The organism is Vibrio sp. CJQ_6, from assembly GCF_043106745.1.
In the GTDB taxonomy this organism is placed as follows: domain Bacteria; phylum Pseudomonadota; class Gammaproteobacteria; order Enterobacterales; family Vibrionaceae; genus Vibrio; species Vibrio furnissii.
Genome location: NZ_JBICMV010000004.1, coordinates 17731 through 37017, shown reverse-complemented (window position 1 = coordinate 37017; position 19287 = coordinate 17731). Strand labels below are relative to the sequence as shown.

Here is a 19287-nt window from a genome sequence, read left to right as displayed (position 1 = left end):
AAATAAATGGACTTTTCTGCTACATTTTTTTGGTGTGATTTTGCTCACTCCAACGGCGAGTCGAATCAACAACTATGGATAGCGAAACAACCCCCTACCAGCGGATGGACTTATAATGAAACTAAAAACCTTACTCTCGACCGCAGCCCTCTCCGGGCTGACGCTGCTCAGTGCTTCTGCCAACGCTTTCTTTGGATCCAGTGACGACACCCTGAAACTGGGCTATCTGGTGAAACAGCCCGAAGAGCCTTGGTTCCAGACCGAATGGTCGTTTGCCGAACAAGCGGGCAAAGACATGGGCTTTAAAGTGATCAAGATGGCGGTGCCGGACGGCGAAAAAACCCTAAACGCGATCGACACCCTAGCGGCCAGTGGCGCCAAGGGCTTCGTCATCTGTACCCCCGACCCGAAATTGGGGCCGGCGATCATGGCCAAAGCCAAAAGTTACGATCTGAAAGTGATCACCGTGGATGACCAGTTCCTCAACGCCAAAGGCGAGCCGATGAAAGACGTGCCGTTGGTGATGATGGCCGCCAGCGCGATTGGCGAACGCCAAGGTCAGGAGCTGTACAACGAAATGCAAAAACGCGGCTTTGATGTCGCCACCACCGGTGTGATGGCGATTACCGCCGATGAACTCGATACCGCACGCCGCCGTGTGGACGGTTCAATCAAAGCGCTGAAAGCGGCTGGCTTCCCCGCCAACCAAATCTATCGCGTGCCCACCAAAACCAATGACATTCCCGGCGCACTCGATGCGGCCAACTCTCTGCTGGTGCAATACCCGAACGTGACCCAGTGGCTGGTGGTCGGCATGAACGACAACACCGTGCTGGGTGGCGTGCGTGCCACAGAAGGCCAAGGCTTTGCCGCGGACAAAGTGATCGGCATTGGCATCAACGGTGTGGATGCGGTGAACGAACTGGCGAAATCACAAGCGACCGGCTTCTACGGATCCCTACTGCCAAGCCCCGACGTTCATGGCTACAAATCGATTGAGTCGCTGTACAAATGGGTCCAAGACGGCGTGGAACCGACCAAGTTTGTCGAAGTGACCGATGTTGTCCTCATCACCCGTGACAACTACAAAAAAGAACTCGAGAAAAAAGGACTGTAAGTCCGGTTTGGGCGGCAGCAGATTGACGCGGCCGCCCGCTATTGGAACGGAGAGAATGTTATGGCGAAGTCCCCCTCATCCCTTGAGTTTCGCAACATTTCAAAGCACTTTCCCGGTGTAAAGGCGCTGAGCAACATCAGTTTTCGCGCCAACGCAGGCAGCATTCACGCCCTGATGGGCGAAAACGGTGCCGGTAAGTCCACGCTGCTCAAAACGCTCAGCGGACTCCACCAACCCACGGAAGGTCACATTGCGATTGACGGCCAAGAGCTGTCGCTCACCAACACCACCGATGCCCTCAATCAAGGCATCGCCATCATTTACCAAGAACTCAATCTGGTGCCAGAACTGAGTGTGGCGGAAAATATTTTTCTGGGGCAATTCCCGACCAAAAACGGCCGCGTGGATACCGAAACCCTCAATCGTCAGGCCCGCGAGCAATTGCTGCGTCTGGGCGAGGATTTCGACCCGTCACGTCCGCTGAAAGAGTTTTCCATCGGCCAGTGGCAGATGGTGGAAATTGCCAAAGCGCTGAGCCGCAACGCGCAAATCATCGCCTTTGATGAACCGACCAGCAGCTTGTCGCAACGTGAAATTCAAAACCTATTCAACGTCATTCGCGAACTACGTGATGACGGCAAAATCATTCTGTATGTGTCACACCGCATGGAAGAGATTTTTACCCTGTGCGATGCGATCACCATTTTCAAAGATGGCACTCATGTGCAGACGTTTGATGACCTAACGCAACTGACTCACGATCGCTTGGTGGAACTGATGGTCGGACGCGAAATCAACGACATCTACAACTACCGCGCGCGCAAACTGGGGCTCAGCGGCCTGCGCTTAGAGAACTTTGAAGGCCCCGGGCTAACCGCGCCGGTGTCGCTGGATATTCGCCAAGGCGAGATCCTCGGCCTGTTTGGTTTGGTCGGCGCCGGACGCACCGAACTCACCCGGCTGATCTTCGGCGCCGAAAAACGCACCGCCGGCGACTTGTACCTGCACGACGTCAATATCCAAGTGCGCAAACCGGGCGATGCCATCAAAGCGGGCATCACCTTGTGTCCGGAAGATCGCAAAACCGACGGCATCGTGCCGATCATGTCGGTGGCAGAAAACACCAACATCAGCGCGCGTCCGTGGCACCTCAAACTCGGCAGCCTGATCGACTTTCACTGGGAAGCGAAAAACGCCGACACCCAACGTCAGGCGCTCAACGTCAAAACCACCTCGTTGGAGCAGCCGATCGGTAAACTCTCGGGCGGCAACCAGCAAAAAGTGATTCTTGGTCGCTGGCTCTCCACCGCCATGAGTGTGATTTTGCTCGATGAGCCTACGCGCGGCATCGACGTCGGTGCCAAATCAGAAATCTATGAACTGATCTTTAAGCTGGCGGAAAACGGCGTCACCGTGTTGGTGGTATCGAGCGATTTGCCCGAGGTGCTCGGCATCTCGGATCGCCTGCTGGTGATGAAAGATGGCGCCATCGCCGGTGAACTGCAACGCGATGAATTTAAAGAACAGACCGCGCTGCGCCTCGCCATGTTAGACAACGAACACGCCGCTGCATAAGAAGAAGGAATTGCATTATGTCTCTATCAAGTTCTACCAAAGTGGTTGCTGCCGACCAAAAGCCGAGCGGCGTGAACTTCGCCCAGATCTGGGATCGATTCGGCATGCTGATGGTGTTTGCCGGTCTGTTTTTGCTGTGTAGTTTGTTCGTGCCCTACTTCGCCACCCTGATCAACATGAAAGGCTTGGGCTTGGCGATTTCCATGAGCGGCATGGTCGCCTGTGCCACGCTGTTCTGCTTGGCCTGTGGCGACCTCGACTTGTCGGTGGCCTCCGTGATCGCCTGCTCAGGCGTGGTTACCGCCGTGGCCATCAACGCCACCAGCAGTGTGGTGCTGGGCATCGGCGCGGGGCTGCTCTCGGGCGTACTGTTTGGCCTGCTCAACGGCTTTGTAATTGCCAAACTGCAAATTAACGCGCTGATCACCACCCTCGCGACGATGCAAATTGCCCGCGGTCTGGGTTACATCATCTCAGACGGTAAAGCGGTCGGCATCACAGAAGAGAGCTTCTTTGCGCTCGGTAACTCGTCGCTACTTGGCATTCCAACGCCGATCTGGCTGACCATCATCACCTTCATCGTGTTTGGCTTTTTGCTCAACCGCACCGTATATGGCCGCAACACCTTGGCCATCGGCGGCAACGAAGAAGCGGCGCGCTTGGCTGGCGTCAACGTGGTCAAAACCAAGATGATGATTTTCACCATCTCCGGCTTTATCTCCGCCTTGGCAGGGGTCATTTTGGCGGCGCGCATGACCAGTGGCCAGCCGATGACATCCGTCGGGTTTGAAATGGTGGTGATCTCGGCGTGTGTGTTGGGCGGTGTGTCGCTCAAAGGCGGGATCGGTAAAGTCTCTTACGTGATTGCCGGGGTGCTGATTTTGGGCACCGTGGAAAACGCCATGAACCTGCTGAACATGTCCCCCTTTGCACAATACGTTGTCCGTGGCGTGATCTTGCTGGCAGCCGTTATTTTTGACCGCTACAAACAAAAATCACGTTAAGTACATTCCGCTCCAAATAGCTCTCTTATTTCCCATCAATAAGAGAGCTTTTCCCGTTCTTATTCAAAATTAACTTTCTTACGAAGATAATCAAGCCACTGTTTATATTAGCAAAAATTAAATAAACATTTCGTTCTACTTAAGTCGTAAGAAACATTGTCGATCATGCTAATAAAATGGATATTTCTGCTACCCCAAACTTTATGTGATTAAACTCTAACCAACGCGTCATTCCCGCCCCTATGATTTAATCACTCTCACACATTTCGATAACATTATTTTTAAACCGAGAGTGAAACAAAAACAAAGGTATCAACAAGATAGGGAATTACATCATGTTCAAAAAACTCTCCTTAGCGGTCGCCGTGGGCACGGTTTTGATGTCCAGCTCACTGATGGCGAAAACACTCACCGTTGGCTTTTCACAAATCGGTTCAGAATCGGGTTGGCGCGCTGCGGAAACCGCGGTGTCGAAAGTGGAAGCGGAAAAACGCGGCATCACGCTGAAAATCTCCGATGCGCAGCAAAAGCAGGAAAACCAAATCAAAGCGGTGCGCTCCTTCATCGCCCAAGGCGTGGATGCCATTTTTATCGCGCCCGTGGTGCAAACAGGCTGGGGACCAGTGCTGGAAGAGGCCAAAGATGACGGCATTCCGGTGTTCCTGCTAGACCGCGGCATCACGGTCGATGACGACTCGCTCTACACCACCGCCATCACCGCCGACAACGTGCTCGAAGGCAATGTGGCGGGTCAATGGCTGATCGACCAAGTGCAAGGCAAGCCGTGCAATGTGGTGGAACTGCAAGGCACCGTGGGGGCCAGCGTGGCAATTGATCGCAAACAGGGCTTTAGCAACGCCATCAGCGCGGTCGACAACATCCGCATCGTGCGCACTCAGTCGGGCGAGTTCACGCGCAGTAAAGGCAAAGAGGTGATGGAGAGTTTCATCAAAGCGGAAAACAACGGCAAGAATATTTGCGCGGTGTTCGCGCACAACGATGACATGGCCATCGGCGCCATTCAGGCGATTAAAGAAGCCGGTTTAAAACCGGGCAGCGACATTTTCATTGTCTCAATTGATGCCGTGCCCGATATTTTCAAAGCGATGATGAATGGCGAAGCCAATGCCACGGTCGAGTTAACCCCCAATATGGCCGGCCCAGCCTTTGATGCGCTGATGGCCTTGAAAGACAACGGCACCCTGCCGCCGAAGAAAATCGTGACTGAATCGACCTTGTATTTACCCGATGATGCGCCAGCACAATTGGATATGAAAAAAGATCTCGGTTACTAACCTGAATGGTTCAATAACGCCTCACCCACGGGCTGTGGGTGAGCGCTGATTCAAGGAGCGATTATGTCTTTAGCTTCGGACGCGACAACCGTGCTGACCGCAAGCGGGATCTGCAAATATTTCCCCGGCGTGAAAGCATTGCATCAGGTCGATTTCACCCTCCGGCGAGGCGAAATCATGGCCTTGTTGGGCGAAAATGGCGCGGGTAAATCCACACTGGTGAAAACGCTGACGGGCGTGTATCAACGCGACAGCGGCGATATTCGCCTCGATGGCAACCTGATCTCGCCGCAAAATACCGCGCATGCCCAGCAACTTGGCATCGGCACCGTATATCAAGAAGTGAACCTGCTGCCCAACATGTCGGTGATGGATAACCTGTTTATTGGCAACGAGCCGAAAAAATGGGGCTTCGTTGACCGCAAAACCATGGCGCAGCAGGCGCAACACATCGTCAGCCGTTACGGGCTCGACATTGACGTCACAGAACCTCTCAATCATTTCTCGGTCGCGATTCAGCAAGTGATTGCCATCGCACGCGCGATTTCGATGTCGGCCAAGATTTTAATTCTCGACGAACCGACAGCCAGCCTCGACAGCAATGAAGTGAAGATGCTGTTTAACATCATGCTCGACCTGAAACAGCAAGGGGTCAGCCTGATTTTCATCACCCACTTTCTCGACCAAGTTTACGCCGTCAGCGATCGCATCACCGTGCTGCGCAACGGCCAGCTCGTCGGCACCCGCAACACGTGCGATCTGCCGCAGATTGAACTGGTCAAAATGATGCTCGGCCGCGAACTCGACGATACCGCCCTGCACCGAGCGGGCAAAACCAAGCTCAGCAACGAACCGGTGGTGCAGTTTGCCAACTACGGCAAAAAAGGCACCATCGCGCCGTTTGATCTCAACGTGCACGCGGGTGAAATCGTTGGGCTGGCGGGTTTGCTTGGCTCAGGACGCACGGAAACTGCGCAGGTGATTTTTGGCATTGAAGGCCATGATTCCGGTGAATGCCGCCTCAAAGGTCGTCCGGTGCAGGTGCGCTCTGCGCGTCAAGCCTCACACCTTGGCTTTGGCTATTGCCCGGAAGACAGAAAAACCGATGGCATCATCGGCGCGGCCTCGGTGCGCGAAAACATCATCCTCGCCTTGCAGGCCCAACGCGGCTGGTTCAAACCGCTGTCTCGCAGCGAGCAAGACGCCGTCGCGAAGCGCTTTGTGCAACAGCTCGACATCAAAACGCCAAGCATCGAACAACCGATCGAGTTCCTCTCGGGTGGCAACCAGCAAAAAGTGTTGTTGGCACGCTGGCTGCTGACCAAACCGAAATTCCTCATTCTGGATGAACCGACGCGCGGCATTGATGTCGGCGCGCATGCAGAAATCATTCGTCTGATCGAAAGCCTGTGCGCCAACGGGTTGGCGTTGCTGGTGATCTCGTCCGAGCTGGAAGAGTTGGTCGGCTATGCCGACCGAGTGATTGTGCTGCGTGACCGCAAGCAGGTGGCGGAGATTGCCACCGAAGCGCTGTCGGTGCCAGCCATTATGCAAGCCATCGCGATGTAAGGAGGCAGCGATGAGTACTTTGAATTCCTCTGCTCTGCACACGCCGAGCACACGCCGGCGCACGTTGCCCAAAGGCACACCGCAGGTGGCAGCCTTGTTGCTGCTGTTTGTGGTCAACGCGCTGATTGCGGATAACTTTTTTTCGATTCACATTCAAGAGGGTCGTCTGTTTGGCAGTGTCATCGATATCTTTAACCGCGGCGCGCCTGTCGCCCTGCTGACACTGGGCATGACGTTGGTCATCGCCACCGGCGGCATCGACTTGTCCGTGGGCGCGGTGATGGCCATCAGCGGTGCTGTAACGGCGAGCCTCGCTCAGCATGGTTATGCACCGGGCACGATTTTGCTCTGCGCCCTGCTGTCGGGCGTAGTGTGCGGCGTGTGGAACGGCTTTTTAGTCGCCGTCTGCAAAATCCAACCGATTGTCGCCACGTTAATCCTGATGGTCGCTGGGCGCGGCGTGGCGCAGCTCATCACCGAGGGGCAAATCATTACCTTCAACAACGCCACCTTGTCGTGGTTTGGCAGCGGCTCGCTATTCTATTTGCCAACGCCAATCATTGTATTGGCTCTGGCGGCACTGGCCGTGTGGGCATTGACCAAAAAAACTGCGCTCGGCCTGTTCATCGAATCGGTCGGGATCAACATTCGCGCAGCTAAAAACGCCGGCATTCATACGCCCGCGATCGTGATGTCGGTGTATGTGGTCAGCGGGCTGATGGCGGCGCTGGCGGGGATCATCGTCGCAGCAGACATCAAAGGCGCCGACGCTAACAATGCCGGGCTGTGGCTGGAAATGGACGCCATTCTCGCGGTGGTGATTGGCGGCACCTCGCTGCTGGGTGGACGCTTCAATTTGCTGCTGGCGCTGGTGGGCGCGTTCATCATTCAAAGCATCAACACCGGTATTTTGCTGTCGGGCTATCAGCCGCAATGGAACCACATTGTGAAATCGGTGGTGGTGCTGACGGTGCTGATCCTGCAATCACCCGCCGTGATTCAACTCATCAACAAGGGGCGTTCTCATGCTAAAACGTAATTTCCCGTTGTTTATCACCATCAGTGTGTTTTTGCTCGGTTACGCGTTTTGCATGGTCGAATTCCCGGCGTTCCTCAGCACCCGCGTGATTTGCAACATTCTGACGGACAACGCCTTTCTCGGCATTCTGGCGGTGGGGATGACGTTTGTGATCCTCTCCGGCGGCATCGACTTGTCGGTTGGTTCCGTGGTGGCATTCACGGGCGTCCTACTGGCGACCTTGATTGGCGACTGGGGGTGGCACCCTTGGATGGCGATGGGCGTGGCGCTGGTGATGGGCGCCCTATTTGGCGGCCTGATGGGCTGGGTCATCGACACCCTGAAGATTCCCGCATTTATCGTCACTTTGGCCGGCATGTTCTTTCTGCGCGGGGTCAGTTTTCTGATCTCCGAACAGTCGATTCCGATTGAACATCCGCTGTATCGCGACTTGTCGCGCAGCGCTTGGCATATCATCGGCGGCGGGCGTTTGAGCCTGATGGCGGTCGTGATGCTGGTGGTGGTCGCACTGGGCATGCTGCTGGCGCATCGCACGCGCTTTGGCAACAATGTCTATGCGGTGGGGGGCAATCCTGCCTCGGCAGCGCTGATGGGAGTGCCCGTCAAACGCACCACCATCGGCATTTATATGCTCTCGACCTTTCTGGCCACCTGCGCGGGGATTGTGTTTTCAATTTACACATCCGCAGGGTATCCGCTGGCCGCCGTCGGTGTGGAATTGGATGCGATTGCGGCGGTGGTGATTGGAGGCACCTTGCTATCCGGCGGTGTAGGCACGGTATTTGGGTCCCTGTTTGGCGTGCTGATTCAGGGCCTCATCCAAACCTACATCACCTTTGATGGCACGCTCAGTTCATGGTGGACCAAAATCATTGTCGGTATTCTGCTGTTCAGTTTCATTGCCCTGCAGCGTTTGCTGATCATCATGAGTGAACGGCGCAAGGTGGTGAACACCTCACGCGTTGGTGGGTTCGCGCGCGATTAAGACAACAGAGCGGTTACGCCCATTGCCCTGCCACGTAGCCGCTCGACCACGCCCACTGGAAGTTGTAGCCTCCCAGCCAACCGGTGACGTCCATCACTTCGCCGACAAAATAGAGCCCCGGCACGGTTTTGCACGCCATGGTTTTCGATGAGAGCGAATCGGTATCGACGCCGCCCAGCGTCACTTCTGCGGTGCGATAACCTTCGGTGCCGTTGGGCACAATACGCCACTGTTGCAGCGTGTCGGAAACCGCGCTTAGCTCTTTCGGGTTGAGTTGTTTGAGCGGTTTGTCGCTCAGCAGTTGGCGCTCGATGAGCACTTCCACCAAGCGTTTTGGCAGCACGCGCGCCAGAGTGTTTTTCAGGCTTTGGTTCGGGTGCTTTTCACGCGAACGAGTCAGCAGCTCGTCGATGTCCACATTCGGCACCAGATTGATGCTGAGCGCTTGCCCCGGCTTCCAGTAAGAGGAAATTTGCAATACGGCAGGGCCGGATAAACCGCGATGGGTAAACAGCAGCGCTTCTTTAAATACTTTGCCGCATTCCGCCTGAATTTCAGAGGGCACCGCAATGCCCGACAATTCAGCCAGCGCGTCTTTGTCTTCCACATGCAGCGTAAACGGCACCAAACCCGCAATGGTCGGAAGCACGGGCAAACCAAACTGCTCGGCAATCTTGTAACCAAATGGCGTCGCGCCCAGTTTGGGCATCGACAAGCCACCGGTCGCGACCACCAGCGACTGACATTCAATATCGCCCGTTGAGGTCGAAAGGTGAAAGCCCTGCTCGGTTTTGGCGATGGCCAGCGTTTCCACTTGGTAGCGCTGGCGAATGGTCGGCTGATCGCACTCTGCCAGCAGCATGGTGACAATGTCTTTGGCCGAATCGAGACAGAATAACTGGCCGTGGTCACGCTCTTCGTACGCAATGTCGTACTTGCTGACCATGGCAATGAAATCCCAGTTGGTGTACTGCGACAGCGCCGATTTAACGAAGTGCGGGTTGCCACACAGGTAGTTGGCTGCCGACACATCGGTGTTGGTGAAGTTACAACGGCCGCCGCCAGAGATGAGGATTTTACGACCCGGTTTTTTGGCGTGATCGAGGATCAAGACACTGCGACCCCGCTTCCCCGCTTCCGCGGCACACATCAGGCCAGCGGCACCCGCGCCCATCACGACAACATCGACTTTTTCACTCATTTCGGCTCACTCACTGCAATAAAAAAGGATGTGCAGCGCACATCCTTACTCACTTGGGGCGGTATTCTAACGGTAAAACTATTGCTTGCCAATTGACCGCGAAATCACAGCATAAAGGCGGCCACCGTCGTCAGCACCACCAGTGACGTCGAGAGGATAAACAGCTCACGCACGCGGTCACACTTGCCAGTAAACACCGGGTCGTGATGGTGGTGATACTCTTTGCTTTTGATGTAGTGGTACAAGCGCACCTGTTTGGTCACGTTGCCGTGGGTGGTAAAAAAGCCACCGCCATCGACTTGCTGATAGAGCAACGGGTGAGCTTCGCGCATGATGTAAATAAGAGAGCGTAATGCGGTGAGGTAACGGAGCACGTTCACACCAGTTACGATCATTAGCGCTAAAAGAATGGTATCTCCACTGATCATCTTTTCCTCCCTACATCTTGTGTAAGAATGCCCAGAGAAAAAGACGATCGCTTCAATTGGTCTTTTTGCCGAGATTACTCAGCGGGGGCATCCATTACCGAAGATGAGCCTGCTTTTGCCAATGCAGCCAGATCTTTATCGATGAAGAACAACGCCTTACCATCTTCGCCGACCAGTTCCAGCTTATCTAAAATCCCTTTAAACAACTTCTCTTCTTCATGTTGCTCCGCAACGTACCACTGAAGGAAGTTAAATGTTGAGTAATCTTGAGATGTGAACGCCAGATGAGCCAGTTTGTTGATTTTCTGCGTAATCATCTGCTCATGTTCATACGTTTCGCGAAATACTTCGCCTAAGCTTGCGAAATCGTGTTTTGGCGCTGCGATCGCCCCCAGGATTGGCATCGAGCCGGTTTCACTGACATAAGTAAACAGTCGTTGCATGTGCTGCATCTCTTCTACGGCATGAGCGCGTAGAAACTCTGCGGCACCATCAAATCCTTTGTCTTCACACCAAGCACTCATTTGTAAGTATAGATTGGATGAAAAAAATTCGAGATTAATTTGATCATTCAATTGATCGACCATGGCTTGAGCTAGCATCGAGGGTTCCTATTCATCATAAATCACTGAAGCCACTATAACATGTTCGTTGGCTATTGTTAGAACACCGTGACCATACACGATGGATATTTGATCGCGACGGCAAAAAACTTCTCAGCGAGGTGCTAATCTGTAGTGAGTCACCTACAAGGAGATAGCATTATGAGTTATCAACACATTTTAGTTGCCGTCGATCTCTCAGAAGACAGCAAACTTTTGATCGACAAAGCGGTTGCGCTGGCTAAGCCTCTGAATGCCGAGATCTCTTTTATTCACATTGATGTGAACTATGCCGAGCTCTACACCGGGCTGATCGACATCAACCTGGCGGAAACGCAACACCACGCGATGGAAGCATCTCAGAAACAGCTGCAAGAGATGGCCAACTACGCCAACTACCCGATTCGCCACACCTTGGTGGGCAGCGGCGATTTGAGCAACGAGCTGTGCGACACCATCAATGAGTTCAACATTGATTTAGTGGTGTGCGGTCACCACCAAGATTTCTGGAGCAAACTGCTGTCCTCAACCCGCCAGCTCATTAATTGCTCACCTGTCGACCTGTTGGTTGTACCACTCAACGACTGACGACGAAGAAAAACTCAGTTAGACTGCAGATAATTTTTCATTGACCCCTTTTCGTTATGATTTATTTATCTGCAGTGACCCTACTTTGGGCCTTCTCATTCAGCCTGATCGGCGTGTACCTCGCCGGTCAGGTCGATTCTTGGTTTTCGGCACTGATGCGGGTGGCCCTCGCCAGCCTCGTGTTCCTTCCCTTTCTTAAATTCAAACACGTCCCCGGTCAGCTGATCGGCAAACTGATGGCAATTGGCGGCATTCAACTTGGCTTGATGTACTGCTTCTACTACCAATCGTTTTTGCTACTTTCAGTGCCGGAAGTACTGCTGTTTACCGTGTTTACGCCGATTTATGTCACCCTGATTTATGATTTGCTCAAAGGGCGGTTCTCGCCGTGGTATCTGGTCACTGCCGTGATTGCCGTGGCAGGCGCAGCGGTGATTAAATTCGCCGGCATCAACGACAACTTCTTCCTTGGCTTTATGGTGGTACAAGGCGCTAACCTCTGCTTTGCCATCGGTCAGGTGGGCTACAAATACGTGATGGAACGCGAAACCGTGACACTGCCGCAACACACGGTGTTTGGCTACTTCTATCTCGGTGCGCTGGTGGTCGCCAGTGTCGCGTTTCTGCTGCTTGGCAATCCGAGCAAACTGCCCACCACCTCGCTGCAATGGAGCATTCTGATTTATCTCGGCGTGATTGCGTCGGGATTTGGTTATTTTGCGTGGAACAAAGGCGCGTGCATGGTCAACGCGGGCGCGCTGGCGATCATGAACAACGTGCTGGTGCCGGCGGGTCTGGTGGTCAATATTCTGATCTGGAACCGCGATGTGGATGTGCTGCGTCTGTCGCTGGGTGGATTGGTCATTTTGCTCTCGCTGTGGGTCAATGAAACCTGGGTCAAGCGCCGTGTGGAGCAGCACTACCGCACCTTTGACCAATAAGCGAATGCACCGTCAACAAATGAGCCGAAAGCGACACACAAAAAAAGCCCACCGAATGGTGGGCTTTTTCATGGCATCAGTGCACGTGCGTCAGCACGCGGCTGTCAGTTAACACCACGCTGGGGGTCAACGCATCAAATTTGGCTTGCAGCGCTTGCTGCTTTTTCATCACTTTTTGTTGCTGTTTGAGTACTTTGGCCAGCTTCTTCTGATATTTTTTCTGCTTTTTCAGCGTCTTCTTCGCCAGTTTCAGCGCCGCTTTTTCTGCGGACTTGCTGCGCGTCGCACGCACATCAACAGCCCCTTGGCCTTTGCTTGCACGTTTGAGCGTGGGCAAGGCTTCGGGCTTACACAGCGCATTTTTGTCGGCGGATGAACGGGCACAAGCACGGCACATAAAGGCCGGTTGCGCCACCAAGCGATGAATCTCACCCAGGGAGGTGGTGATGTCACGACGATTTAACTTACACAATCGTTTCGTCATGGTCGAGGCTCCAGCTAAGAATAGGAATAATTCTTAGTTAGATATAACCGCCCCCCCGCGGAAACGCAAGGGCTGATTTATTGGCTGTCGCCCATCGCAGCAATCACGTACACATCAAAGCGGTTCTTCTTGGTTTCAATCGCCATGCTCGGTTTGTGTTCATTCAACCATTCGGCGTAATCCGGACGCTTCACCACCACACGTTTGGTCGCCAGCGACAATGCCGGTGCCAGCAACGCATCCGCGTCGTTGTCGGCCCCGACCAAGGATTGAAACACGCGCATCTCTTTTTTGACCAACGCGGTTTTCTTTTTGTTTTCCGGGTGCGGATACATGGGATCGAGATACACCACGTCTGGGCGTTCAAACGTTGCATCCTGCGCCAGCTGATCCAGCGCAGCATGGCTGGACGCATGCAGCAACGTGACTCGCTCACTGACCCACGGACCGATTTCTGCATCGAGTTGCGCGCGCATCAGACCATCATCGAGCAACGCCGCAACCACCGGATGACGTTCCACCATCTGCACCTTGCAGCCCAACGACGCCAGCACAAACGCATCACGCCCCAAACCTGCCGTGCCATCAAGCACCGTCGGCGTCACGCCTTTGTTCAACCCTGCAGCTTTAGCAATTGCCTGACCTTTGCCGCCACCAAATTTACGGCGATGCGCCACCGCGCCGCTGACCCAGTCAACGTAAATCGCACCCAGTTTGGGTTCATCGGTTTTACGCAGTTCCAAGCGTTCCGCCGTCAGCACCAGCGCAAACGGGCTGCTGGCATCGTGGCTTAAGTGCCAGCGCTTGGCGATACGTTGCAGTTCTTCAGCACGTTCGCGGACTTCACAAATCAGTTGTAGCTGCAAAGGTCTCACTCCAGAATCGAGGGGGTCAAATCGGCGGCCAGTGTAGCCGATTTTCAGCGTGGCGGCTAAGCCTTCTGCGCGGTCAGTAGTTGTTCAACCAGCTCGTCAATCGGCTGTGGTTTGCCAATCTGATAACCCTGCGCAAAATGGACGCCAATCTCGCGTAAACGCTGCAAAATCGCCTCATTTTCGACGAACTCGGCCACGGTCTGTTTTCCCATCTGGCGGGCCAAATCGTGGATTGAACGCACCATCAAATGGTCCGTCTCATTCACATCAATGTCGCGCACAAACAGGCCATCGATTTTAACAATGTCGATCGGCAACTTTTTCAGGTAGCCGAACGAAGAGAGCCCCGATCCAAAATCGTCCAACGCGATGCGACAGCCGAGCTGCTTCAGGCGACTAAACAGATCAATCGCCTGATTGAGGTTGCGCATCGCGGCAGTTTCGGTGATTTCAAAACAGATTTTTTCGCATGGCACGTCACTGCGTTGCAGCCTCGCCAGCAGCGTGTCGATGAATTCTGCATTGCCCATCGAGTGGCCGGACAGGTTGATGGAACACAAGCCCAAGTGAGCCAGCACCTGCGGGCGGGTTTCAAACCAGCGCAGCGTCTGTTCCACCACTTGTTTATCCAGCAGGTGTGCCACATTATAGCGTTCAGAGGCAGGCACGAAGATGCCCGGCGACACGTACTCGCCCGCCGCGTTCTTGATGCGCACCAAAATCTCAAAGTGCATGCCCGCGTCATCCCCGCTCAACGCCAGAATCTGCTGCGCAAACAGCTCGACGCGATCTTTTGCCAGCGCATCATGCACCAGATTGACGCTCTCCATCTCCAACTGACGGCGGCACAGATCCGCATCGTCCTGACGATACAAGTTGTAGCGGTTGCGTCCCTCTTCTTTGGCAGCGTGACACGCGGTGTCCGCCTGCGCATGCACCATCTGCGGTGACGTCGCAGTATGGTCAATCAAACGAATCCCGATCGAACACGTCAAATTGAGGCGAATGTCATCCCACCAAAACGCGTGCTCAGCCAAGGTCGCGACGATGATTTTCGCCACCTGAATCGCATCTCGCTCGGTGCAGTCTTTGAGCAAAATAGCAAACTCATCGCCGCCCATGCGCGCCAAAACGGCGTTGTACGGCAACACCTCTTCCAACATGCTGGCGCAAAACTGAATCGCGCCGTCTCCGGCATCGTGGCCGGCGGTGTCATTGAGGACTTTGAGTTGGTCGAGGTCGAGGTACAACATGGCGTGCGTGCGCAGTTCGGTTTCCGTTTCTTGCAGCGCTTGCGCCAGTTCCAGCTCAAACTGGTTGCGGTTGTAGGTGTTGGTCAGCAGGTCAAATTTGGCTTGATAAGCCAGTTCGTCAGCCAGTTTGCGCGTGGGCGTCACGTCTTCTCCCACAATCAGCAGGTGGCCCGTTTCCACCAGCGCACGAATGTTTTCACGCACCCAAATGGCGTGGCCATCAGCATGGCGATATTCAATTTCGCGCTGCCACACGCCTTGCAGCGACTGATTGGGTTGTAGCAACATTTGACGCGCGCTGAGCGCTTGCTCGCTGAGGTAAAACTCTTTCAAACGATGGCCAAGCATCTGCGAGGCATCAAACCCGAGCATCTGCTCGGCAAACCGGTTCACTTGTTGAATGCGGTTCTGCTCATCGAGCGTCAGCATCATCACCGGTTGCAGGTCGTAATAGTGACTGAGGCTGGCTTCACGCTGAAACAGTTTGTCTTCGGTGATTTTCCGCCAGGTAATATCTTGCGCTTCACACAGATATTGAATCGGTTCACCCGGCATGTTGAACATGGGTTTGAATGCCCATTCCAATACAATGGCGCCCTGATCGGCGTGCCAGATTTCCGCTTCAAACTGCCGCGGTTGGGTGGAGACTTCTTCAAAGTACGCTTTGATGCGTTCGGCGGAGGCATCTTCCCAGTGCGGATGCTGCCACAACGGCTGTTCGAGGCTCACACCTTGGCGGTACAACAGTTCCTGAAATTTATGATTGCAGGAAATAAGCCCGCCCTGATGATCAAAAATACCGATATAGTGGTTACTCTGTTCAAACACCGACTCCAACAGGCGCTGATGATCGCGGATCTGGCGTTCACTGTTGCGCAGCCGTACGAGGTAGTAAAGTAACAAGGCGAGGACGCCGACCACCAGCACCAGCCCTGTCAACACCGTGGCGATGTCCCAATGTTGATGATTGCTCAGCCCGATGCGTTCAAAGAACGTCGGCGCCGCTGACGTGGTGAGAGGGGCCGCATGAAGCGGCGCCACCATGACGCTCAATAACAGCGATGACATGGCGAAAAATAAGCGAGCCACAAACGGATTCCTTGGCAGAGTCGATGATTAATGATATCACTCCAAATCATAGATTATCCGTGTGATATTCTGACCAATTGCACAAAACGCAGGATTTAATATGCAAGTAGCCACAGCAAAACTGGACGAATTGGATCGCGCGATTCTGAAAATTTTGATGGATGACGCTCGGACCCCTTACGCAGAAATGGCCAAGCAGTTCAATGTCAGCCCCGCCACCATTCACGTGCGTATCGAGAAGATGAAAGCCGCGGATGTCATTCAAGGCACCGAAGTGGTGGTGAACACCAAAAAGCTCGGATACGACGTGTGCTGCTTTATCGGCATCAACCTCAACGCCGCGCGCGATTACCATTCCGCGCTGGCCAAGCTCAATGCGCTAGATGAAGTGGTCGAAGCCTATTACACCACCGGCGCGTACAACATATTCGTCAAACTGATGTGTAAATCGATTGAAGAGCTGCAATACGTGCTGATCGACAAGTTGCAAGCGATCGACGAAGTGCAATCGACCGAAACACTGATTTCGCTGCAAAACCCAATCAACCGCAACGTCAACCCATAAAAAAGCCCGGGACTCAGCCCAGGCTTTTCTTGTAAATTTTGTTTATTTGTTCAGGTATTTCAACAGCTCATCGGGTGAGATACCTTGTTTGGCGAGCTCTTTCGCCAGCAAATCAACTTGTTCGTTCTTGCGTGAATCAATCACTTGTTGGAATTGAAAGACCAGATCACGCAACACCGGCAGTGGTACCTGCTTGGCGGCACTACGAACACGTTCACTACTTTGGTTGCCCAGCTCTGCGAGCAATTTGCCAAACATAACCTTTTCTGGAGACTCGTCGAGTTGTTCCCAGATGCGAGCCATTTCATAGGTTGTCATAGACATCGTATCGTGATTCCAAAGCATTTTTCTAATGAATGAAGAGGCCACAATATACACGCCTAATCGAATTTAGAAAATAGCCGTTTGAGTGAATTTACCAAAGCTTACGCTACGATTCCAAAGCCCATTGGTGCCAAGCACGGCCCGCTTTTGAAAACAGAATGATCAGGGCCGGCGCGATAAGCCACATATGCAATGCAATCAGCATTTGCGGCTCCAAGTGTAAACGTTGCAACGTGCCAACCACCAGACCGGAACCACTCATTTGGAATAAACCTAACAATGCTGCTGCGGTGCCCGCTTTATCACCAAACGGCGCCAACGCTTTGCCTGCCGCTGCGCCCAGAATCCAAGCAAAACCAATCGATGACACGAAAATCGGCAGCATGAACGCAAATGCCGTCGCCACATCGGCCAGCATCACCATAGTCACCCCAGCCACCAGCAGCGCGCTGATGCCCATCACCAAGGTGGTGTGAGTACCAAAGCGGTCCATGATGCGCGGCGCCGTCATACAAGCGACGATATTCACCACCGCGTTGATTCCAAACCAGAACGTAAACTGGTTCATGGTCAGGCCCAAATGTTCCATCAACACCACCGGGGCCGACGTCACGTACGCCAGAATCACCGCCATTGCGAGCAAGCACAGCGAGGCATGGAACAGGAACGACGGGGTTTTCAGCACCGACCAGTAACGCGATAACTTAAACACCGCTTGTTTTTCGGTGACGGGGTTGGTCTCTTGCATTCGCACCAGCAACAGTAACCCAACGGTCACGGCAAACCCCGCCATAAAGCTGAAGTTCGCGCGCCAGCCAAACTGCTGCGTGAGCCAACTGCCCAGAATAGGCGCGAGCGCAGGAATAAAGCAGATGGCGCCATTGAGGTAACTGATCATTTTACCGCTGCGTTGCGGGCCGAAAATATCGCGAACTGTCGCAAAGGCTGCTACCGATGTCGCACATGCACCGAAGCCTTGTAGCAGACGGGCCGTCAGCATCCATTCAATGCTTTGCGCGCTCCACGCCAATAAAGCGCTCACCGCATAAATGCTGATGCCACCCAATGCAACAGTTCGACGACCGAGTTTGTCTGCCAGAGGACCGGCAAACAACTGGCCGACCCCCATCGCAAACAGAAACCAAGTAATCGTGTCTTGAGCCAGAGCGTGTTCCACGTGAAACGTCTGCGCAATTTGCGGCAAAGCCGGCAAATAAATATCAATCGCCAAAGGGCTAAACAGGACCAACAGCGTCAGTAATACCATTTGCTGTTTACTCGGTCCGCTCGAATGCGTCACGCTCACGTGCTTCTCCAACTAAATTAATGAGACTTCGCGCATCATAGAGCAATCCTGATATGCGTAAAAATGGCTTATAATCATCAGTAATATTCCTCTAAGGAAAATCAGATGAAGATTGAAAAGTTAGCCCGCATCGATCTCAACTTGTTGGTGTGCCTCAAAGTCCTCAGCGAAGAGTTGAGTGTCACGCGCACCGCCAACCGCCTCTACCTCAGCCAATCGGCGGTGAGTAAATCGCTGGCCAAACTACGCGAGCAATTTGATGACCCGCTGTTTATTCGCACGTCACATGGCCTGAAGCCGACCCCCAAAGTGGTGTTTCTCAAGCCCAAGCTCGACATTCTGGTCAATCAACTTGAACTCATCACGCAGCCAGAGCAGTTTTCACCGCAATCGAGTGAGTACCGTTTCCACATCGCCACGGTTGAAAGTGTCTATCCGTTGATCCTGCCCCATTTTTTGCCTGCTATTTTCAGTCAGGGTCCGAACCTCAACATCAGTACGCACGCGTGGACCGAGCAAACGTTCAAAAAGCTGCAACTGGGTGAACTTGATTTTGGCTTGACGGGGAAAGACATCGACATCAACGACGCGCGGCTGACCATGATGCCGCCGAGTGACATCTGCGAGCAGGAAATTTACCGCGACACCCAAATGTGTGTGGTGCGAAAAAACCACCCGGCGCTGAGCCGACCGTGGAATCTCGAGCAGTATCTGGCACTGCGCCATGTGCAAGTGCGTTGCGATGGCAACGACCGCTGGTTGTTGGACTATCGCTTGGCCGATATGGGCCATGAGCGCGACATCGCCATCACGGTGCCCGACTTCAATAGCGCAGCCAGCTTATGTACCTACACCGATTTTGTGTTTACCGCGCCGAGCCATTTCACCCATTTGGTCGCACATCAAATGGATTTGGTGGTACTGCCGCTACCACTGGAATTTCCGCCGATGGCCTACACACTGTTTTGGCATCGCGATCGAGAAAATGACCCGGCGTTGAACTGGCTGCGCCAGATCATTCAAACCAAAACACTCCATTTGCGCTGA

At 53.7% G+C, this 19287-nt stretch carries 19 protein-coding genes; 11 read left to right on the top strand and 8 right to left on the bottom strand.

From position 1 onward, the window contains the following. Nucleotides 1-115: 115 nt before the first annotated feature. The 7 genes from ACF8PK_RS00185 (at nucleotide 116) to yjfF (ending at nucleotide 8584) form a co-directional block, all read left to right on the top strand. Nucleotides 116-1117, top strand: a complete 1002-nt coding sequence (locus ACF8PK_RS00185; protein ID WP_004724312.1) for an arabinose ABC transporter substrate-binding protein — start codon at nucleotides 116-118, stop codon at nucleotides 1115-1117. A 60-nt stretch (nucleotides 1118-1177) separates the two neighbouring features. Then, on the top strand, nucleotides 1178-2692 hold the full coding sequence (gene araG / locus ACF8PK_RS00180) for an L-arabinose ABC transporter ATP-binding protein AraG (RefSeq protein WP_004724311.1): 1515 nt from the start codon (nucleotides 1178-1180) through the stop codon (nucleotides 2690-2692). A 17-nt stretch (nucleotides 2693-2709) separates the two neighbouring features. Then, on the top strand, nucleotides 2710-3696 hold the full coding sequence (gene araH / locus ACF8PK_RS00175; RefSeq protein ID WP_004724310.1) for an L-arabinose ABC transporter permease AraH: 987 nt from the start codon (nucleotides 2710-2712) through the stop codon (nucleotides 3694-3696). Nucleotides 3697-4031: 335 nt separating this feature from the next. Continuing rightward, nucleotides 4032-4991, top strand: a complete 960-nt coding sequence (gene ytfQ, locus ACF8PK_RS00170; RefSeq protein WP_158141306.1) for a galactofuranose ABC transporter, galactofuranose-binding protein YtfQ — start codon at nucleotides 4032-4034, stop codon at nucleotides 4989-4991. Nucleotides 4992-5054: 63 nt separating this feature from the next. Next, entirely contained in the window at nucleotides 5055-6560 is a 1506-nt protein-coding gene (gene ytfR / locus ACF8PK_RS00165; RefSeq protein WP_392439462.1) for a galactofuranose ABC transporter, ATP-binding protein YtfR, read from the top strand. Nucleotides 6561-6570: 10 nt separating this feature from the next. Further along, on the top strand, nucleotides 6571-7599 hold the full coding sequence (ytfT, locus tag ACF8PK_RS00160) for a galactofuranose ABC transporter, ATP-binding protein YtfT (RefSeq protein ID WP_038150715.1): 1029 nt from the start codon (nucleotides 6571-6573) through the stop codon (nucleotides 7597-7599). Continuing rightward, nucleotides 7586-8584, top strand: a complete 999-nt coding sequence (gene yjfF, locus ACF8PK_RS00155) for a galactofuranose ABC transporter, permease protein YjfF (RefSeq protein ID WP_392439459.1) — start codon at nucleotides 7586-7588, stop codon at nucleotides 8582-8584. The genes ytfT and yjfF overlap by 14 nt, the downstream gene beginning before the upstream one ends. Nucleotides 8585-8597: 13 nt before the next feature. On the opposite strand, the gene ACF8PK_RS00150 is transcribed toward yjfF, so the two are convergent. The 3 genes from ACF8PK_RS00150 to ftnA all read right to left on the bottom strand — a co-directional run bounded on the left by ACF8PK_RS00150 (nucleotide 8598) and on the right by ftnA (nucleotide 10815). Continuing rightward, nucleotides 8598-9785, bottom strand: coding sequence for an NAD(P)/FAD-dependent oxidoreductase (locus ACF8PK_RS00150; RefSeq protein WP_392439457.1), 1188 nt, complete (start codon nucleotides 9783-9785; stop codon nucleotides 8598-8600). Nucleotides 9786-9889: 104 nt separating this feature from the next. Beyond that, nucleotides 9890-10213 carry a universal stress protein UspB gene (uspB, locus tag ACF8PK_RS00145; RefSeq protein ID WP_041942463.1) on the bottom strand — a complete coding sequence of 108 codons (324 nt, stop codon included), beginning with the start codon at nucleotides 10211-10213 and terminating at the stop codon, nucleotides 9890-9892. A 74-nt stretch (nucleotides 10214-10287) separates the two neighbouring features. After that, entirely contained in the window at nucleotides 10288-10815 is a 528-nt protein-coding gene (ftnA, locus tag ACF8PK_RS00140; protein ID WP_004724303.1) for a non-heme ferritin, read from the bottom strand. A gap of 162 nt (nucleotides 10816-10977) precedes the next feature. On the opposite strand from ftnA, the gene uspA reads away from it, so the two are divergent. Next, nucleotides 10978-11403 carry a universal stress protein UspA gene (uspA, locus tag ACF8PK_RS00135; RefSeq protein ID WP_004724302.1) on the top strand — a complete coding sequence of 142 codons (426 nt, stop codon included), beginning with the start codon at nucleotides 10978-10980 and terminating at the stop codon, nucleotides 11401-11403. A 56-nt stretch (nucleotides 11404-11459) separates the two neighbouring features. Beyond that, a complete protein-coding gene (locus tag ACF8PK_RS00130) occupies nucleotides 11460-12344 on the top strand; it encodes a carboxylate/amino acid/amine transporter (protein WP_392439454.1) in 885 nt (294 codons plus the stop codon). A 76-nt stretch (nucleotides 12345-12420) separates the two neighbouring features. Here the strand turns inward: ACF8PK_RS00130 and ACF8PK_RS00125 are convergent, their stop codons facing one another. From ACF8PK_RS00125 to ACF8PK_RS00115, 3 genes are all read right to left on the bottom strand, one after another. Beyond that, nucleotides 12421-12828 carry a hypothetical protein gene (locus tag ACF8PK_RS00125; RefSeq protein ID WP_392439452.1) on the bottom strand — a complete coding sequence of 136 codons (408 nt, stop codon included), beginning with the start codon at nucleotides 12826-12828 and terminating at the stop codon, nucleotides 12421-12423. 77 nt (nucleotides 12829-12905) lie between these two features. Continuing rightward, the gene (locus tag ACF8PK_RS00120) at nucleotides 12906-13694 is read right to left on the bottom strand and encodes a class I SAM-dependent methyltransferase (RefSeq protein WP_055466621.1); all 789 of its coding nucleotides are present in this window, start codon (nucleotides 13692-13694) and stop codon (nucleotides 12906-12908) included. A gap of 65 nt (nucleotides 13695-13759) precedes the next feature. Next, nucleotides 13760-16024 (bottom strand): bifunctional diguanylate cyclase/phosphodiesterase, encoded by a 2265-nt coding sequence (locus ACF8PK_RS00115; protein WP_274613713.1) that lies wholly within the window; start codon nucleotides 16022-16024, stop codon nucleotides 13760-13762. 121 nt (nucleotides 16025-16145) lie between these two features. Here ACF8PK_RS00115 and asnC point away from each other — a divergent pair, with 121 nt between their 5' ends. Beyond that, on the top strand, nucleotides 16146-16610 hold the full coding sequence (asnC, locus tag ACF8PK_RS00110; protein ID WP_004724297.1) for a transcriptional regulator AsnC: 465 nt from the start codon (nucleotides 16146-16148) through the stop codon (nucleotides 16608-16610). Nucleotides 16611-16652: 42 nt separating this feature from the next. Here the strand turns inward: asnC and ACF8PK_RS00105 are convergent, their stop codons facing one another. Continuing rightward, complete coding sequence (locus tag ACF8PK_RS00105; protein WP_004724296.1) at nucleotides 16653-16934, bottom strand: hypothetical protein; 282 nt, start codon at nucleotides 16932-16934, stop codon at nucleotides 16653-16655. 106 nt (nucleotides 16935-17040) lie between these two features. Next, complete coding sequence (locus ACF8PK_RS00100) at nucleotides 17041-18201, bottom strand: multidrug effflux MFS transporter (protein ID WP_004724295.1); 1161 nt, start codon at nucleotides 18199-18201, stop codon at nucleotides 17041-17043. Between the two features lie 144 nt (nucleotides 18202-18345). Between ACF8PK_RS00100 and ACF8PK_RS00095 the strand changes: the two genes are divergently transcribed. Then, entirely contained in the window at nucleotides 18346-19287 is a 942-nt protein-coding gene (locus ACF8PK_RS00095; protein ID WP_004724294.1) for a LysR family transcriptional regulator, read from the top strand.

Bases quoted from the DNA above. Each gene is read 5' to 3' on its own strand.
- ACF8PK_RS00185 (WP_004724312.1), top strand. From the start codon at position 116: ATGAAACTAAAAACCTTACTCTCGACCGCAGCCCTCTCCGGGCTGACG.
- araG (WP_004724311.1), top strand. From the start codon at position 1,178: ATGGCGAAGTCCCCCTCATCCCTTGAGTTTCGCAACATTTCAAAGCAC.
- araH (WP_004724310.1), top strand. From the start codon at position 2,710: ATGTCTCTATCAAGTTCTACCAAAGTGGTTGCTGCCGACCAAAAGCCG.
- ytfQ (WP_158141306.1), top strand. From the start codon at position 4,032: ATGTTCAAAAAACTCTCCTTAGCGGTCGCCGTGGGCACGGTTTTGATG.
- ytfR (WP_392439462.1), top strand. From the start codon at position 5,055: ATGTCTTTAGCTTCGGACGCGACAACCGTGCTGACCGCAAGCGGGATC.
- ytfT (WP_038150715.1), top strand. From the start codon at position 6,571: ATGAGTACTTTGAATTCCTCTGCTCTGCACACGCCGAGCACACGCCGG.
- yjfF (WP_392439459.1), top strand. From the start codon at position 7,586: ATGCTAAAACGTAATTTCCCGTTGTTTATCACCATCAGTGTGTTTTTG.
- ACF8PK_RS00150 (WP_392439457.1), bottom strand. From the start codon at position 9,785: ATGAGTGAAAAAGTCGATGTTGTCGTGATGGGCGCGGGTGCCGCTGGC.
- uspB (WP_041942463.1), bottom strand. From the start codon at position 10,213: ATGATCAGTGGAGATACCATTCTTTTAGCGCTAATGATCGTAACTGGT.
- ftnA (WP_004724303.1), bottom strand. From the start codon at position 10,815: ATGCTAGCTCAAGCCATGGTCGATCAATTGAATGATCAAATTAATCTC.
- uspA (WP_004724302.1), top strand. From the start codon at position 10,978: ATGAGTTATCAACACATTTTAGTTGCCGTCGATCTCTCAGAAGACAGC.
- ACF8PK_RS00130 (WP_392439454.1), top strand. From the start codon at position 11,460: ATGATTTATTTATCTGCAGTGACCCTACTTTGGGCCTTCTCATTCAGC.
- ACF8PK_RS00125 (WP_392439452.1), bottom strand. From the start codon at position 12,828: ATGACGAAACGATTGTGTAAGTTAAATCGTCGTGACATCACCACCTCC.
- ACF8PK_RS00115 (WP_274613713.1), bottom strand. From the start codon at position 16,024: ATGTCATCGCTGTTATTGAGCGTCATGGTGGCGCCGCTTCATGCGGCC.
- asnC (WP_004724297.1), top strand. From the start codon at position 16,146: ATGCAAGTAGCCACAGCAAAACTGGACGAATTGGATCGCGCGATTCTG.
- ACF8PK_RS00105 (WP_004724296.1), bottom strand. From the start codon at position 16,934: ATGTCTATGACAACCTATGAAATGGCTCGCATCTGGGAACAACTCGAC.
- ACF8PK_RS00100 (WP_004724295.1), bottom strand. From the start codon at position 18,201: ATGGTATTACTGACGCTGTTGGTCCTGTTTAGCCCTTTGGCGATTGAT.
- ACF8PK_RS00095 (WP_004724294.1), top strand. From the start codon at position 18,346: ATGAAGATTGAAAAGTTAGCCCGCATCGATCTCAACTTGTTGGTGTGC.